Annotated in this window: 15 protein-coding genes; 7 read left to right on the top strand and 8 right to left on the bottom strand. The window is 72.4% G+C overall.

Going from position 1 to position 15810, the window contains the following annotated elements; genetic code table 11:
• Window positions 1-51: 51 nt before the first annotated feature.
• The 4 genes from ACZ5NW_RS17615 (at window position 52) to ACZ5NW_RS17600 (ending at window position 3445) form a co-directional block, all read left to right on the top strand.
• Complete coding sequence (locus tag ACZ5NW_RS17615) at window positions 52-990, top strand: AurF N-oxygenase family protein (protein ID WP_468744729.1); 939 nt, start codon at window positions 52-54, stop codon at window positions 988-990.
• An 89-nt stretch (window positions 991-1079) separates the two neighbouring features.
• Window positions 1080-1727 (top strand): TetR/AcrR family transcriptional regulator, encoded by a 648-nt coding sequence (locus ACZ5NW_RS17610; RefSeq protein ID WP_468744728.1) that lies wholly within the window; start codon window positions 1080-1082, stop codon window positions 1725-1727.
• A 22-nt stretch (window positions 1728-1749) separates the two neighbouring features.
• Window positions 1750-2064 carry a hypothetical protein gene (locus ACZ5NW_RS17605; RefSeq protein ID WP_468744727.1) on the top strand — a complete coding sequence of 105 codons (315 nt, stop codon included), beginning with the start codon at window positions 1750-1752 and terminating at the stop codon, window positions 2062-2064.
• A gap of 103 nt (window positions 2065-2167) precedes the next feature.
• Complete coding sequence (locus ACZ5NW_RS17600; protein ID WP_468744726.1) at window positions 2168-3445, top strand: C40 family peptidase; 1278 nt, start codon at window positions 2168-2170, stop codon at window positions 3443-3445.
• Here the strand turns inward: ACZ5NW_RS17600 and ACZ5NW_RS17595 are convergent.
• Window positions 3415-3810, bottom strand: coding sequence for a MerR family transcriptional regulator (locus tag ACZ5NW_RS17595; RefSeq protein WP_468744725.1), 396 nt, complete (start codon window positions 3808-3810; stop codon window positions 3415-3417). The two genes, ACZ5NW_RS17600 and ACZ5NW_RS17595, sit on opposite strands and share 31 nt — an antisense overlap.
• A 62-nt stretch (window positions 3811-3872) precedes the next feature.
• Between ACZ5NW_RS17595 and ACZ5NW_RS17590 the strand changes: the two genes are divergently transcribed.
• Window positions 3873-4955: an alkene reductase gene (locus tag ACZ5NW_RS17590; protein ID WP_468744724.1), complete on the top strand. Its 1083-nt coding sequence runs from the start codon at window positions 3873-3875 to the stop codon at window positions 4953-4955.
• A gap of 7 nt (window positions 4956-4962) precedes the next feature.
• Here the strand turns inward: ACZ5NW_RS17590 and ACZ5NW_RS17585 are convergent, their stop codons facing one another.
• The 5 genes from ACZ5NW_RS17585 to ACZ5NW_RS17565 are packed head-to-tail and all read right to left on the bottom strand — an operon-like array spanning window position 4963 to window position 10476.
• A complete protein-coding gene (locus ACZ5NW_RS17585) occupies window positions 4963-6210 on the bottom strand; it encodes a styrene monooxygenase/indole monooxygenase family protein (RefSeq protein WP_468744723.1) in 1248 nt (415 codons plus the stop codon).
• 31 nt (window positions 6211-6241) lie between these two features.
• Entirely contained in the window at window positions 6242-6877 is a 636-nt protein-coding gene (locus ACZ5NW_RS17580; protein ID WP_468744722.1) for a GTP-binding protein, read from the bottom strand.
• Window positions 6858-7316, bottom strand: coding sequence for a DUF742 domain-containing protein (locus ACZ5NW_RS17575; protein ID WP_468744721.1), 459 nt, complete (start codon window positions 7314-7316; stop codon window positions 6858-6860). The genes ACZ5NW_RS17580 and ACZ5NW_RS17575 overlap by 20 nt, the downstream gene beginning before the upstream one ends.
• Window positions 7313-7816 carry a roadblock/LC7 domain-containing protein gene (locus ACZ5NW_RS17570; RefSeq protein ID WP_468744720.1) on the bottom strand — a complete coding sequence of 168 codons (504 nt, stop codon included), beginning with the start codon at window positions 7814-7816 and terminating at the stop codon, window positions 7313-7315. Before ACZ5NW_RS17570 ends, ACZ5NW_RS17575 begins: the two co-directional genes overlap by 4 nt.
• Window positions 7813-10476, bottom strand: coding sequence for a sensor histidine kinase (locus ACZ5NW_RS17565; protein WP_468744719.1), 2664 nt, complete (start codon window positions 10474-10476; stop codon window positions 7813-7815). The genes ACZ5NW_RS17570 and ACZ5NW_RS17565 overlap by 4 nt, the downstream gene beginning before the upstream one ends.
• 374 nt (window positions 10477-10850) lie before the next feature.
• Between ACZ5NW_RS17565 and ACZ5NW_RS17560 the strand changes: the two genes are divergently transcribed.
• The gene (locus tag ACZ5NW_RS17560; RefSeq protein ID WP_468744718.1) at window positions 10851-11639 is read left to right on the top strand and encodes a protein phosphatase 2C domain-containing protein; all 789 of its coding nucleotides are present in this window, start codon (window positions 10851-10853) and stop codon (window positions 11637-11639) included.
• Window positions 11640-11669: 30 nt separating this feature from the next.
• On the opposite strand, the gene ACZ5NW_RS17555 is transcribed toward ACZ5NW_RS17560, so the two are convergent.
• The gene (locus ACZ5NW_RS17555) at window positions 11670-12215 is read right to left on the bottom strand and encodes a MarR family winged helix-turn-helix transcriptional regulator (protein ID WP_468744717.1); all 546 of its coding nucleotides are present in this window, start codon (window positions 12213-12215) and stop codon (window positions 11670-11672) included.
• Between the two features lie 239 nt (window positions 12216-12454).
• On the opposite strand from ACZ5NW_RS17555, the gene ACZ5NW_RS17550 reads away from it, so the two are divergent.
• Window positions 12455-13279: a lysozyme gene (locus ACZ5NW_RS17550; RefSeq protein ID WP_468744716.1), complete on the top strand. Its 825-nt coding sequence runs from the start codon at window positions 12455-12457 to the stop codon at window positions 13277-13279.
• A gap of 67 nt (window positions 13280-13346) precedes the next feature.
• On the opposite strand, the gene lon is transcribed toward ACZ5NW_RS17550, so the two are convergent.
• Window positions 13347-15761 (bottom strand): endopeptidase La, encoded by a 2415-nt coding sequence (gene lon / locus ACZ5NW_RS17545; protein ID WP_468744715.1) that lies wholly within the window; start codon window positions 15759-15761, stop codon window positions 13347-13349.
• Window positions 15762-15810: the final 49 nt, after the last annotated feature.

The raw sequence follows: 15810 nt of genomic DNA, 5'->3' as shown, positions 1-15810 counted from the left end.
AGTGCAGCACAGGGGATTGACGGCCTTGCTGACAAGCAGTCTCATAAGGCCATGACGACCCTCACTGACGCCGAGGCGCTCGACGGACTGCGCGACGCCCTCGGGCTGCTCAAGGACCGGGAGCAGGTCGCCGAGCGGCTCCTCGCCTCCTCCGCCAAGCACTCCTTCGACCCGGACCGGGAACTGGACTGGGACGCGCCCTTCGAGGAGGGCAAGTGGTTCTGGCCGCCCGAGCTGGTCTCGCTCTACGACACACCGATGTGGAAGCGGATGAGCGAGGAGCAGCGGATCCTGCTCTCCCAGCACGAGGCCGCGGCGCTGGCCTCGCTCGGCATCTGGTTCGAGATCATCCTCATGCAGCTGCTCGTCCGGCACATCTACGACAAGGCGGCGACGAGCGCGCACGTGCGGTACGCGCTCACCGAGATCGAGGACGAGTGCCGCCACTCCAAGATGTTCGCCCGGCTGATCTCCCGCGGCGGCACCCCCTGGTACCCGGTCGGCCGCGTCCACCAGAACCTCGGCCGCCTCTTCAAGACCATCTCGACGACCCCCGGCTCCTTCACGGCGACCCTCCTCGGCGAGGAGGTCCTGGACTGGATGCAGCGCCTCACCTTTCCGGACGAGCGGGTCCAGCCCCTGATCAGGGGCGTCACGCGCATCCACGTGGTGGAGGAGGCACGGCACGTGCGCTATGCCCGCGAGGAGCTGCGCCGCCAGATGCTCACCGCCCCGCGCTGGTCGCAGGAGTTCACCCGGGTCACCTCGGGCGAGTTCGCCCGCGTGTTCTCGGTGGCCTTCGTGAACCCGGACGTCTACACGAACGTCGGCCTGGACAAGCGGGAGGCGATGGCCCAGGTGAGGGCGAGCGGGCACCGGCGGGAGGTCATGCAGACCGGCGCGAAGCGTCTGACCGACTTCCTGGACGACATCGGCGTGCTTCGGGGTGTCGGACGGCGGCTGTGGAGGTCATCGGGGCTGCTTGCGTGAGGCGGGGTGCGGGTGGTCCGTGGCTGGTCGCGCAGTTCCCCGCGCCCCTTTCGGGTGGGTCCACGCGCCGGCGCGATTACGCTGCACCCATGACCCCCGCCGCCCCGGCCTACCGCCGCCTCTCCGTAGAGGCCCGCCGCGCCCAGCTCCTGCGCGCCGCTCTCGCGGAGTTCGCGCACCGCGCCCCCGAGGAGGTCTCCCTGGACGACGTGGCGGAGGCGGCCGGGGTGTCCCGGCCGCTCGTGTACCGGTACTTCCCCGGCGGCAAGCAGCAGCTCTACGAGGCCGCCCTCAGGTCCGCCGCCGAAGAGCTCCGGCTCTGCTTCGACGAGCCCCACGAGGGCCCCCTCCTCATCCGCCTGAGCCACGCCCTCGACCGCTATCTCACCTTCGTCGACCAGCACGACGCCGGCTTCAGCGCCCTGCTCCAGGGCGGCAGCGTGGTCGAGACGTCCCGTACGACGGCGATCGTGGACGGCGTACGACGGGCCGCCGCCGAGCACATCTACAGCCATCTCGGGATCACGGACCCCGGGCCCCGGCTGCGGATGACCGTACGGATGTGGATCACGTCGGTGGAGGCGGCCTCCCTGATGTGGCTCGACGAGGGCAAGGAGCCGCCGGCCGACGAGCTGCGCGCCTGGCTGGTGGAGCAGTTCATGGCGCTCCTCGCGGTGACGGCGGGCCGGGACCCGCAGACGGCCGACGTGATCGCCGCCCTGTCCGCCGCCCCGTGACCGGGTGACCGACACTGGTGCCGTGAGAAGCGAAGACACCCCCTTCGAGGGCGGCCCGATGGACGGCCGTGTGCTGCCCGTGCTGCTGGGGCCCACCGGCCAGCCGCCCAAGACGTACCGCATCCCGGTCCCGGACGCGGCCGGCGGCCCCCCGACCGTGCTGGTCTACCGCCGGGTGCCGCGCGGCCACAGCAAGCGGCTCGGCATCCCGAGGGGCTGGAAGTACACGTTCGCCCCCGAGGGCAGGGCCACCGGCGGACCGAGGTGGCCGTGGTCCAAACCGGCCACGCGTCCCGGCGCCACGCCGACCGGCAAGGCGGATGACGCCGACGAGTGACCCCTTTGCGCCGAACCGCGCACGCCCGGCGCGCGCGCCGCTCTCCCGCGTCCGATGCTCGCCGTGCGGGGTGGAGGGGCCGCCCCGCGCCGGAGGTGATGACGTGTCAGGAAGGTTGCTGCGCCTGGTCTGCACGGCGGCGATCGCCGCACACGCCGCCCTGGCCCCCGGGGCCACCGCCCTCGCCACACCGAAGCCGTCCTACCCCGGGGCCGCCGTCGAAGTACCGGAGCCGTCCGACCCCGGCACAGCCCTCGCCGCCCCGGACCCGTCGGACCCCGGCACCGCCCTCGGAGTACCGGACACCGACCTCGCCGTGCCGGCGTCGCCGGACGCGTCGGCCGGGGCTCGTTCCGTCGCCGATCTGCTGGCGGATCTCCGGGGGCTGTACCGCGCTGCCGAGCAGGCCACCGAGGCCTACAACGCCACCGAGGAACGGCTGAGGAAGCAGCGCGCCGAGGTGGCCCGGCTGGACGACGAGCTCGCCCGCGCGCGTCTCGCCCTCAGCGACAGCCGGGGGGCGGCCGGCCGGCTGGCCCGACAGCAGTACCAGTCGAGCACCGACATCTCCCCCTACGTCCGCCTGCTGCTGGCCCGCGATCCCCAGCACGCGCTCGACCAGGGTCATGTGATCGGCCGGCTGGCCCGGGAGCGGGCCTCGACGACGACGCGGCTGGAGAGCGACGAGCGGCGCCGTGACGATCTCGCCCGCCGGGCCCGCGCGGCCCTCGACGCCCAGCTCACCCTCACCGAGCGGAAGAAGAGGGAGCGCGACGGCGTACGCGAGCGGCTCGCGGCGGTGGAGGAGCTGCTCGCCTCGCTGAGCGCCGAACAGCTGGGGCGGCTGGCCGAGTTCGAGCGCGGCGGGATCGCCGAGCGGCAGCGGGAGTTCATGGCCTCCGGCTCGCTCGGCGACGACGCCAAGCCGTCCGCCGGGGGCGAGCGCGCCCTGCGCTACGCCGTGCGCCAGCTGGGCAAGCCGTACGAGTGGGGGGCGGAGGGGCCGGCGTCGTACGACTGCTCGGGGCTGACGTCGACGGCCTGGGAACGCGCGGGGACGCCGATCCCGCGCACCAGCCAGGAGCAGTGGGCCGAACTGCCCCGCATCCCGCTGGGCGAGCTCCGGCCCGGCGACCTCGTCGTGTACTTCCCCCAGGCCACGCATGTGGCGATGTACCTCGGCGACGGCATGGTGGTCCAGGCGCCCCGGCCCGGCGCCCGGGTGAAGGTCTCGCCGATCGCGGCCAACCCGGTGCTGGGCGCCGTACGCCCCGACCCGGACGGCGAGCCGCTGCCCCGGTACACGCCCCCCGAGCTGCCCGAGGGCGCCCTGGACGGCTCCGACGAGGGCTACGCGTCCGGCGCCCCCGACTTCGCGTAGTCCGTCAGGCCGGTCCGGGCGGTGTCGATGGCCTCCTCCAGGACCTCCCGGGAGCGGGCCAGGTCGGCCATCAGGCGGTCGATGCGGTCGCGTTCGGCGATCAGCTCCGTGACCAGTTGGCCGTCGGCGCGCTCGTTGGGGCCGCCGTCCTCGTCGCGCATGCAGGGCAGCAGCCGGGCGATCGTGGCGCTGTTGAGGCCGGCCGCGTACAGCGCCTGGACGCGGATGACCCGGTCGACCGCCCACTCACCGAACTCGCGGTGGCCGCCCGGGGTACGCTCGGCGCGCAGCAGCCCCTGCTGCTCGTAGTAGCGCAGGGAGCGTTCACTCACCCCGCTGCGCCGGGCCAGTTCACCGATCCGCACGGCCCGCCCCCTCGCCTCGACGGCTTGAACCTGACATGAGTGTCAGCTTCTACGGTACCGGCATGACGAAGACCACCGAACTCTTCGAGCCCGCCCGCCTCGGCCCCCTGGACCTTCCCAACCGGCTGGTGATGGCGCCGCTGACCCGCAACCGCGCCGGGGCCGACGGGGTCCCGCTGCCGATGATGACCACGTACTACGCCCAGCGCGCCTCCGCCGGACTGATCATCGCCGAGGCCACCACGCCCACCCCGGTCGGGCAGACCTACCCGAACATCCCGGCGATCCACGGCCCGGAGCATGTGGCCGGATGGCGGCGCGTCACCGACGCGGTGCGGGACGCCGGGGGCCGGATGTTCCTCCAGTTGCAGCACGGCGGGCGAGTCGGACACCCCGACAACAGCGGGCTGACGCCGATCGCCCCCTCGCCCGTCGCGCTCCCGGAGACCATCCACACCCCGGGCGGACGCCGGCCCTCCGTCGTGCCCCGCGAGATGACCGCCGACGACATCCGCTCCACCGTCGCCGACTTCGCCTCGGCCGCGCGCAACGCGATCGACGCGGGCTTCGAGGGGGTGGAGGTGCACGCGGCCAACGGGCATCTCCTGCACCAGTTCCTGGCCGCGAACACCAACCGGCGCACCGACGCCTACGGCGGTCCCGTCGACCGGCGGATCCGGTTCGTGGTGGAGGTGGTGCGCGCCGTCGCCGAGGCGATCGGACCCGATCGGGTGGGGCTGCGCGTCTCCCCCGGCAACACCGTCAACGGCATCGCCGAGGGCGAGACCGACGAGATCTACCCGGCCCTGGTCTCCGCCCTCGCGGGCGACGGGCTCGGCTATCTGCACCAGGTGCTCGCCGACCCCGACCAGCCGCTCTTCGCGGAACTGCGGCGGCTGTGGCCGGGCGCGTTCATCGCCAACCCGGTGCTCGGCGCCGGCGGGGACCCGGTCCGCGAGGGCGGGCGGCTGCTGGCAGCGGGGGCCGACCTGATCGCGCTGGGCCGCGCGTTCATGGCCAACCCGGACCTGGTCGAGCGGCTCCGCCGGGGCGCACCCCTCAATCCCGTGCGGGACGCGTACGCCATGTACACGGGTGGGGAGACCGGCTACACCGACTACCCCACCCTCGTCGAAGCCTCCTGATGCGCCGTCAGGAGAAGGACGCCAGGTACGCGGCCGTCTTCTCCGGCTCGTAGAAGAAGTTCTCGAAGTCCGACGGGTCGTCGAAGGCGTTGGCGAAACGGTCCGCCACCGGGGGGATCTGGCCGGCGGCGCCGAGGAGGTTCACGATGTGCTCCGGCGGCGGGGCAAGCATCGCGTTGGTCCACTTGGTGACGTGCTGGGCTGTGGTCCAGTAGCGGTCGAAGGTGGCCCGCATCCACTCCTCGTCGAACTCCTTCTCCCCGCGCTCCAGGATCGAGGCGAGATACGCGGCGGCGCACTTGGAGGCGGAGTTGGAGCCCTGGCCGGTGATCGGGTCGTTGGCGACGACCACGTCGGCGACGCCGAGGACCAGCCCGCCGCCGGGGAGCCGGCCGATCGGGTTGCGCACGGTCGGTGCGTACCGGCCGCTCAACACACCGCCCGCGTCGGTCAGTTCGACCTTGGTGGCCCGCGCGTGCTCCCAGGGGGTGAACCGCTCCATGAGTTCCAGGGTCAGGGAGAGGTGCTCCGCCGGGTCCTTGACGCCGTTGAAGACGTCGAGCGGGCCGCCGGGTATGCCCTCCCAGAACAGGATGTCGGCGCGGCCGGAGGTGGTCAGCGTCGGCATCACGAACAGCTCGCCGACGCCCGGGACGAGATTGCAGCGCACGGCCTCGGTGTCCGGGTGCTCCGGGCGCGGGCCGAGCCCGTGCACATAGGAGACCGCGAGGGCCCGCTGCGGCTCGCTGTACGGGGAGCGCTCCGGGTCACGGGCGAACATCGACACCAGCTCGCCCTTGCCGGCCGAGACCAGCACCAGGTCGTAGGTGCGGGAGAAGTAGTCGAGGTCGGAGACCGCCGCGCCGTGGATGACCAGCTGGCCGCCGCGCTGGGCGAAGGTCTCCATCCAGCCGGCCATCTTCACCCGCTGGTCCACCGACTGCGCGTACCCGTCGAGCCGGCCGAGCCAGTCGATCGCCCGCTGCGTCGGACCGGGGTCGTGCGAGCCGGGGGCCGCCACCGAGACACCGAGACCCTCGATCTTCGGGGCCTGGTGCTCCCAGAAGTTCAGCTGGAGATCGCGCTCGTGCGAGAGCGCCGTGTCGAACATGCACTGCGTCGACATGACCCGGCCGGAGCGGATCTCGTCCGCCGTCCGGTTGGACATCAGGGTGACCTCGTACCCGTGCGACTGGAGGCCGAGGGCGAGCTGGAGTCCGGACTGGCCGGCTCCGACGACGAGTATCTTCCGCATGCGGGTGGTGTCTCCTCGGGGGGATCGGGGACTACTCGGGGGTTTCGTCGAGCGCGTGACCGACGAGGGCCAGCAGGGTCTCGATCACCGAGATCCGGCGCCGCGCGTCCATGATCATGACAGGTACGTGCGCGGGAATCGTGAGGGCTTCGCGCACGTCCTCCGGCTCGAACAGCTCACTGCCGTCGAAGTGGTTGACCGCCACGACATACGGCAGTCCGCAGCTCTCGAAGTAGTCCAGCGCCGGGAAGCAGTCCTTCAGCCGACGCGTGTCGGCCAGTACGACCGCGCCGATCGCGCCGCGCACCAGGTCGTCCCACATGAACCAGAACCGCTGCTGGCCCGGCGTGCCGAACAGGTAGAGCACCAGGTCGTCGTCGAGGGTGATACGGCCGAAGTCCATGGCCACCGTGGTGGTCAGCTTCTGCGGCGTGGCGCTGAGGTCGTCGTGGTCCTCGCTGGCCTCGGTCATCAGCGCCTCCGTCTGGAGAGGGGTGATCTCCGAGACGGCGGTGACGAGGGTGGTCTTGCCGACGCCGAAGCCGCCGGCCACGACGATCTTCGTGGCGATGGGGGCGCGGGTGCGGTCCGTCTGCCAGGGCCGCAAGGGCTCGTCGAGTTCGGCGAGCGGGGAGACGCGGGAGGCGTCAGAGACGGCGGAGTCCACTCAGCACCCTTTCCAGCAGAGCGCGGTCCGGGCGGCCGGTGCCGTGCCCGGTGCCGGTTCCGTACACACGGATCTTTCCCTGGTCCGCGAGGTCGCTGAGCAGCACCCGGACCACACCGAGCGGCATCCTCAGCAGCGCGGCGATCTCGGCCACCGTGCGCATGCGGCGGCACAGTTCGACGATGGCCCGCATCTCCGGCATGACCGATGTCTTCAGCGAGCCCTTCGGCAGCTCCTTGCGCTCCTCGGGCGCCTCCAGCGCGGCCGTGCTGCCGACGAAGGTCTCCACCAGCAGGACGTGGCCGAAGCGGGTCCGGCCGCCGGTGAGCGAGTAGGGGCGCACCCGGGCGGGCTTGCGATCGCCGCCGCGCACGGGGAGCTTCTGCCTGCCGGTCCTGCCGCTGTTGCTGCCGTTCTTGTCGCCGGTCGCCTTGGTCATCGGGTGCTCCCCGCCGACTCGGTCTCCAGGGATTTACGGAGTTCGCTGCGGAGTTCGGGGGTCAGGACGTGACCGGCGCGGCCGACGAAGAGGGCCATGTGGTACGCCACCACGCTCATGTCGCAGTCGGCGGAGCCGTGCACTCCGAGCAGGGAGCCGTCGCTGATCGACATGACGAAGAGGCTGCCCTCCTCCATGGCGACCATCGTGTGCTTCACCCCGCCGAACTCCATGAGCCGGGCGGCGCCGATGGTGAGGCTGCCGATGCCGGAGACGATGGTGGCGAGGTCGGCGGCGGAGCCGCGCGGGCCTGAAGGTTTCTCCCCGCGCGCCACCCGGGCTTCCTCGTTGCGTCCCGGGTCGGAGGAGAGCAGGAGCAGGCCGTCGGAGGAGACCACCGCGACCGACTGGATGCCCGGCACCTCCTCGACGAGATTGGTCAACAGCCAGTGCAGATTGCGGGCTTCACTGCTCAGTCCGAAGGTACTGGGCGCGGTCAACTGCTTGCCTCCTCGACTGTGCCCCCCGTGTCTTCTCCGGCGTGTTCTGGTGACGGGACCTTGTTCCGGGCCGTCTCTTCGGCGATCTCGACTTCGGCGTCGCGGTAGCCGGCCTGGGCGCCCTGGCGGAAGCCGCCGAGGCGGGCGCGCAGGGCTTCCGCGTCGACGGAACCGGGCCGCCGGCGCGGGGCCTGGGCGGGTTCGGTGATCCTGGGGGTGCGCTTGGGCAGGCCCTTGGCGGTGAGGGGTTCCTCGTCGTCGGGCGTACGGGCGTGCTCGGCTTCGCCTTCGCCGTCGGCGGCCGCCGGATCCACCGCCGCCACCTCCGTACCCCGCGTCTCTTCCTCCCCTTCCGCTTCCGCTTCCCCGTGCGGATTCGGGAGGAGGAGTTCCATCGTCGTCTCGGCCGGGGTCTCGGTCGCCGTCCGGCGTACCGCCTTCTCCGCCAGCTCCACCAACGGATCCGCCGAGGCCGAACGGCCCGGCAGGACATTGGAGTTGGCCTCCGCGTCCGCGCCCGGCAGGGTGACGGACTGGGGCGTGCCCGAGGCGGACGGCGAGCTCGCGACCGCCGACGGCGGGGCCGCGGCGAGCAGTCCCGTGGGCAGCACCACGACCGCCGCGACACCGCCCTGCTTCTGCTCGCGCAGCCGCACCCGCACCCCGTGCCGATGGGCGAGCCGGGCCACCACGTACAGGCCGAGGCCGAGCCCCTCCTCGCCCTCCTGGTCGTACGGCGTCTCCGGGTCGAAGTCGGCGAGGCGGGCGTTGAGGCGGGTCAGCCGCTCCTCCGTCATGCCGATGCCCTCGTCCTGGACGGAGAGCATGACCTCGCCGTTCTCCAGGAGCCATCCGGAGACCTCGACGGGCAGGTCCGGCGGGCAGAACGACGTGGCGTTCTCCATGAGTTCGGCCAGCAGATGACTGAGGTCGTCCGCGGCGAAGCCGGCCACGTGCGCGTGCGGCGGCAGCGCGGCGATGCGGACGCGCTCGTACCGCTCGATCTCGCTGACGGCGGCCCGTACGACGTCGACCAGCGGGATCGGTCCCGGGTGCTGCTGGACGTGCTCGGTGCCGGCGAGGACCAGCAGGTTCTCGCTGTGCCGGCGCATGACCGTGGCGAAGTGGTCCAGCTTGAAGAGGGTCGCCAGGCGGTCGGGGTCCTGCTCGCGCTCCTCCAGCCCCTCGATGACGGCGAGCTGCCGCTCCACGAGCCCGAGGGTGCGCAGGGCGAGGTTGACGAAGGTGGAGCCGATGCTGCCGCGCAGCCGCTCCAACGCGGCCGTCGAATCGGCGAGTTCGGCGCGCAGCTCCTCGCGGGAGTCGGCCATCATCTGCCGCTGCCCGACCAGGTGCTTGCGGTCGGTCTCCAGGGTGCCGATGCGCTCGTGCAGGGCGACGGTGTGCGCGTGCAGGGCGTTGACGGCCCGCACCACCTGCGCGAACTCGTCGTTGCGGCCGGTGAACTTCACCGGCTCCTCGGCCCCCGGGTGCTCCGCCTCGGCCAGCCGGGCCGCGCCGCGCCGCACGGCGGACAGCGGGCGGGTCAGGCTGCGGGCCATCGCGGTGGCCACACCGACGGCGAGCAGCATCAGCGCGCCGACCACGCCGACGTGGATCTCCAGCGCCGCGAAGTCGTCGTCGCGGAGCTTCTCCAGCTCCTTGGTGCGCCCGTCGTACAGGGACGCCTCCGCGCCCCGCATGAGGTCCACGCGGGCGGACAGCGCGGCGGCCAGCTTCCCGGTGTCGGTGTTCAGCTCGCCGTCGTCCAGCGTCGGCTGGTCGGTGAGGGCGGCGAGGTACTTCTCGGCGGTGTCCACGTCGCCGCCGGTGACCGTGTCGTCGTACGACGACACCGCGGACTCGGGGGCGTTGGCGTGGAAGTCGGCGAGGCCCGCGTCGGAGCGCAGCCGGGCCTGCTGGGCGGCGGCGGTCAGCGCGTCGCGCACCTTCGTGTCGGCGCCCGAGGAGGTCTTGACCTTGGTCGTACGGCCCGTGACGGGGTCGTAGACGGACTCGGTGGACGTCGGCACGTTCAGCGCGGCCAGCAGCAGCCCGCGCGCCGCGGCGGCCTGTTCGACGGCCGTGTCCAGTTCGGCGAGCGCGTGGGCGCCGGCGCCCGCGCGGGTCGGGGTCCGCTCCGCCAGCCGCTCGGCGAGCCGGTGCAGTTCGGCGATGGCGGCCGAGTACGCCTGGTGCGTCTGGAGCGCCGTGTCCTTGCCGGTCAGCGCGGAACGGCGGACGGCCGCGATCGCGTCGAGGTCCTCGCGCAGGTCGGCCGGGGTGTCGGTGTCGGCGCGCAGGTCCTCGACCTGGCGGTCGACGCGCGCGCTGCTCTGCTCGGCGGGCGCCATGGACTTGGGACGGCCGGCCGCGACATAGGAGGTGACCTCGTCGCGCTCGTCGGCCAGCGACTGGGCCAGCGCGAGCGCGTCCTGGGTCTGCTCGGCCAGGGTCACCAGGTCCTGCGAGTCCTTCAGCTGCCCGGAGGCGGCGAGCACCGAGGGCGCTCCGGCGCCGGCGATCGCGGCGGCCACCACGGCCACGGCGACGATCAGCCGGTTGCGTACGTGGGTCGGGCGGCCCTTGCCGACGGGGTTCCGCGCCTCCGTTGCGGAGGCCGACTGCCGGTCTGTGCGCCGAGGCCGCGTCTTCTGCACCGGTGCTCGCATTCCTGACTCGTGTACCCATGGGTCCGGGTGACGCTCCGTCAATCGGTGCATACGCCCGGTACGGTTCCGGTTCCCGACCCTCCCAGTGCCGGTGGGCCGTCAGCGCTCATCGCCTGACCCGCCACCCGAAGGAGTGAACATCGGAGGGGAGTTGGCGGGCAAGTTCCTCTGGCGTGTGCGGCGGCCTTGCGCGGCGGGCCGGTTGGACGTCTGCGGCGGGCTTTGACAGTATTCGCCGCCACGCCTTCCCGGAGGCTTTCATTCCCTCCCAAAACAGGCGTCTGACCTGCGTGAGTGCGGTCGTTCGGCGAACGGTGCCAGCCTTTCGCGGACGGTGTGAAGGGGTCGTGCAGACTGGCCGAATGCATACGGAACTCGTGACCGAGCCCGGCGATGCGAGCCGCCCCAACGAGGACTTCGCGAGTGTCGGACTTCCCGCTTCCGGACAGGGCGGTTCGCTCGTCGTCCTGGACGGCGTCACGCCGCCGCGAGGTGTCACCGGCTGTCTGCATTCGGTCCCCTGGTTCACGGCGCGGCTGGGCGGGGCGCTGACCGAACTGACCGTTTCCCTACCGGATGTTCCGCTTCCGGAGGCCCTCGCCCGCGCCATCGCGTCTACCGCCGCGGCCCATGCGGAAACCTGTGACCTTTCTCACCCGCGCACGCCGCAGGCAACCGTGGTCCTCGCCCGGTGGTCGGACCGGGCGCTGGAGTACCTGGTGCTGTCCGACTCCGCGCTGCTCCTCGCATCGCCCGACGGCAGGGTCACGCCGGTCCTCGACGACCGCCTCTCGCGGCTGCCCCGCGCCCTGCTGGCGAGCGACGAGATCGCCGACGCCCGGGCCCGCAACAAGGAGGGCGGCTTCTTCACGGCGGCCGCGGACCCCTCGGTGGCCGAGCGGGCGGTGACGGGGACCGTGCCGCGCGCCGGGGTCCGCTCGCTGGTGGCGCTGACGGACGGGGCGGCGCGCTGGACGGAGAAGTTCCACGAGGGCGACTGGTCGGACCTGTTCACCTTCGTCCGCAAGGCGGGCCCGAGAGCCCTGGTGGAGCGGGTACGGCAGCTGGAGCGGGCGGACGCGCGGGACCGGGCGTTCCTGGGCCGCAGCAAGCTGCACGACGACGCGACGGCGGTGTACGTGAGTCTGTGAGCCGGCGTAGGGAGGACGCCCTCCGCGCCGCTACTTCTCCTTCTCCATGCCCAGGTTGAGCTGGTGCAGCAGTCGGGCCAGCTCGGCGACCTCGGCGCGGTTCCAGTGGGCGAGCTGGCTGACGTATCGCGCGCGGCGGGCGTCGCGCACCCGGCGGACGCGGGAGCGGCCCTCGGGGGTGAGGTCGACGAGCCAGGCGCGGCCGTCGGCCGGGTCGGGCTCCCGGGCGACCAGCCCGAGGTCCTCCAGGGCGCGCAGCTGCCGGGACATGGTGGCCTTGCCGACGCCGATGTAGGCGGCCAGCTCGGTGGCCCGCTGCCGCCCGAGCTCCTCCAGCCGGATCAGCAGCCCGTACGCGGCCGGCTCCAGGTCGGGGTGGACCTCGCGGGCCATCTCGCCCTGGTTGGCCCGGGCGCGGCGCAGCAGCACGGTCAACTCCCGCTCCAGCGACAGGAACTCGGGGTCCGCGCCCGGGGTCACGGGCGGGGTCGCGGGTGAGGTCACGGGCTGGTCCACACCACTCATGGACACTCCCGATTCGCCTCGACGTCCGTCGCCGTTGTCGTCCTCGTGCACGTCAGCACCCCTGATCGGTTTCCCGTCGCTGAAAGTTTTCGCCAGTTCCGGCCATCGCCGCAGCTCCGTCAGTATTTCGCAGGCGTAGACCAACGGCGGCTCTCAGCCCCTCTTCCCAGCATGACGTCTACGTGCGTAGCGTTCCAGACAGGGCGTGATGATGGCATGCCCACGCCACGCCACCGCTCACCGCGCAGCACATGATCCGCACTCCCCCCACCGATTCCCGGAGGTACGTCATGCTCGCGCACCGATCCCCCCGCCCCGGCACCCGAAGAACCGCGGCCCTCGCCCTGGCCGCCCTCGTGTCCGCCGTCGCCCTCCTCCTCCCCTCGCCGGCGAACGCGGCGGACGTCCCCGCCCGCGGCACCGCCTCCATGGGCATGGGCGTCCTGGCCCACGACGGACAGAACGGCAGCCCCGTCCCCGGCGACGCCACCCAGACCGAGGGCGTGGACGTCTCCGCCCACCAGGGCAACGTCGCCTGGTCCACCCTGTGGGGCAGCGGCGTGAAGTGGGCGTACGTCAAGGCGACGGAGGGCACGTACTACCAGAACACCTCCTTCGCCCAGCAGTACAACGGCTCCTACAACGTCGGCATGATCCGCGGCTCGTACCACTTCGCGACCCCCGACACCACCGGCGGAGCGACCCAGGCCAACTACTTCGTCGACCACGGGGGCGGCTGGTCCCGGGACGGCAAGACCCTCCCCGGCGCCCTGGACATCGAGTGGAACCCCTACGGCGCGGCCTGCTACGGCAAGAGCCAGAGCGCCATGGTCGGCTGGATCCGCGACTTCCTGACCCAGTACCGGGCCCGTACGGGGCGGGACGCGGTCATCTACACGGCCACCAGCTGGTGGACCCAGTGCACCGGCAACTACAGCGGCTTCGCGTCCACCAATCCGCTGTGGATAGCCCGCTACGCCACCGACCCGGGCACGCTGCCGGCCGGGTGGGCGTACTACACCATGTGGCAGTACACGTCGTCCGGCCCGACCGTCGGCGACCACGACAAGTTCAACGGGGCGCTGGACCGCGTACAGGCGCTGGCCAACGGCTGACCTCCGCACGGCGAAGGCCCGGGCCTCCCTCACGGGACCCGGGCCTTCGGTCATCCGGTCGCGTCCGTCACGCCGCTACCGGAACCTCGGGGGCCGCGCCGTTCGTGGCCGGCGCCAGCGCCAGTTCCAGGACCTGGCGGACGTCCGTGACGGTGTGGATCTCCAGCTTGTCCAGCACCTCCGCCGGGACGTCGTCCAGGTCGGGTTCGTTGCGCTTGGGGATGATCACGGTGGTCACGCCCGCGCGGTGGGCGGCCAGGAGCTTCTGCTTCACGCCGCCGATGGGCAGGACCCGGCCCGTCAGGGAGACCTCGCCCGTCATCGCCACGTCCGTGCGGACCAGCCGGCCGGACAGCAGGGACGCCAGGGCCGTGGTCATCGTGATGCCCGCGCTCGGGCCGTCCTTCGGGACCGCGCCCGCCGGGAAGTGGATGTGCGCTCCCCGGTCCTTGAGGTCGGCCACCGGCAGCTCCAGTTCGGCCCCGTGGCTGCGCAGGAAGCTCAGCGCGATCTGCGCCGACTCCTTCATCACGTCGCCCAGCTGGCCGGTGAGGGTCAGGCCCGCCGCGCCCGTCTCGGGGTCCGCGAGGGACGCCTCGACGTACAGGACGTCACCGCCCGCGCCCGTCACCGCGAGGCCCGTCGCCACGCCCGGCACCGCGGTGCGGCGCTCCGCCGGGTCCTGGGCCGACTCCGGGACGTGGTGCGGGCGCCCGATCAGCGCGCGCAGGTCCTCGTCCTTGATCGTGAACGGCAGTTCCCGCTCGCCCAGTTCGTGCTGCGCGGCGACCTTGCGGAGCAGCCGGGCGATCGAACGCTCCAGGTTGCGGACGCCCGCCTCGCGGGTGTACTCGCCGGCGAGCTTGCGCAGGGCGCTCTCGTCGAGCGTGACCTCGTCCGCGCCGAGGCCCGCCCGCTCCAGCTGGCGCGGGAGCAGGTGGTCGCGGCCGATGACGACCTTCTCGTCCTCGGTGTAGCCGTCCAGGCGGACCAGCTCCATGCGGTCGAGCAGGGCCTCCGGGATCGCCTCCAGGACGTTGGCCGTGGCGAGGAACACGACGTCGGACAGGTCGAGTTCGACCTCCAGGTAGTGGTCGCGGAAGGTGTGGTTCTGCGCCGGGTCCAGGACCTCCAGCAGGGCCGACGCGGGGTCGCCGCGGAAGTCGGAGCCCACCTTGTCGATCTCGTCGAGCAGGACCACCGGGTTCATCGACCCGGCCTCCTTGATCGCCCGGACGATCCGGCCGGGCAGCGCGCCGACGTACGTACGGCGGTGGCCGCGGATCTCCGCCTCGTCGCGCACGCCGCCGAGGGCGACACGGACGAACCTGCGGCCCATGGCGTGGGCGACGGACTCGGCGACCGACGTCTTTCCGACGCCGGGCGGACCGACCAGTGCCAGGACGGCACCGCCGCGGCGGCCGCCCACGACACCCAGGCCGCGCTCGCTGCGGCGCTTGCGCACCGCCAGGTATTCGGTGATCCGCTCCTTCACGTCCTCCAGGCCCGCGTGCTCGGCGTCGAGGGTCGCCTTGGCGCCCTGGATGTCGTAGGCGTCCTCCGTCCGCTCGTTCCACGGGAGTTCGAGGACGGTGTCGAGCCAGGTGCGGATCCAGGAGCCCTCGGGCGACTGGTCGCTGGACCGCTCCAGCTTGTCGACCTCCTTCAGCGCCGCCTCGCGCACCTTCTCGGGCAGGTCGGCGGCCTCCACGCGGGCGCGGTAGTCGTCGGACTCCTCCCCTTCCGTCTCGCCGTTGAGCTCGCGCAGCTCCTTGCGCACGGCCTCCAGCTGGCGCCGCAGCAGGAACTCGCGCTGCTGCTTGTCGACGCCCTCCTGGACGTCCTTGGCGATGGTCTCGGCGACGTCCTGCTCGGCGAGGTGGTCGCGCAGCTGCTGGGTGGCGATCTTGAGGCGGGCGACCGGGTCGGCGGTCTCCAGGAGCTCGATCTTCTGCTCGGTGGTCAGGAACGGCGAGTAGCCGGAGTTGTCGGCGAGGGCGGAGACGTCGTCGATGGCCTGGACGCGGTCGACGACCTGCCAGGCGCCGCGCTTGCGCAGCCAGGCGGTGGCGAGGGCCTTGTACTCCTTGACCAGTTCGGTGACGTGGCCCGGCAGCGGCTCGGGCACGGTCTCGTCGACGCGGGTGCCCTCGACCCACAGGGCCGCACCCGGTCCGGTGGTGCCCGCGCCGATCCGCACCCGGCCGCGGCCCCGGATCAGGGCGCCGGGGTCGCCGTCGGCCAGCCGGCCGACCTGCTCGACGGTGCCGAGCACACCGGTGGCCGCGTAGGTCCCGTCGACGCGTGGCACGAGGAGGACCTTGGGCTTTCCGGGCTGGGACCGGGCGGCGGCCTGGGCGGCCTCCACCGCGGCGCGTACATCGGTGTCGTTCAGGTCCAGCGGAACCACCATCCCGGGCAGCACGACCTCGTCGTCGAGCGGCAGCACAGGCAGGGTGAGCGGTGTGGACGTCGAAGCCATGATCTCCCCTTCGGCAGTCAAGTTGAGCTATGCAGACTCAATGAATGGG

This window comes from Streptomyces sp. NPDC032126 (assembly GCF_055580085.1).
The sequence above is the reverse complement of the archived record's forward strand: the minus strand, read 5'-3'. Positions and strand labels throughout refer to the sequence as shown.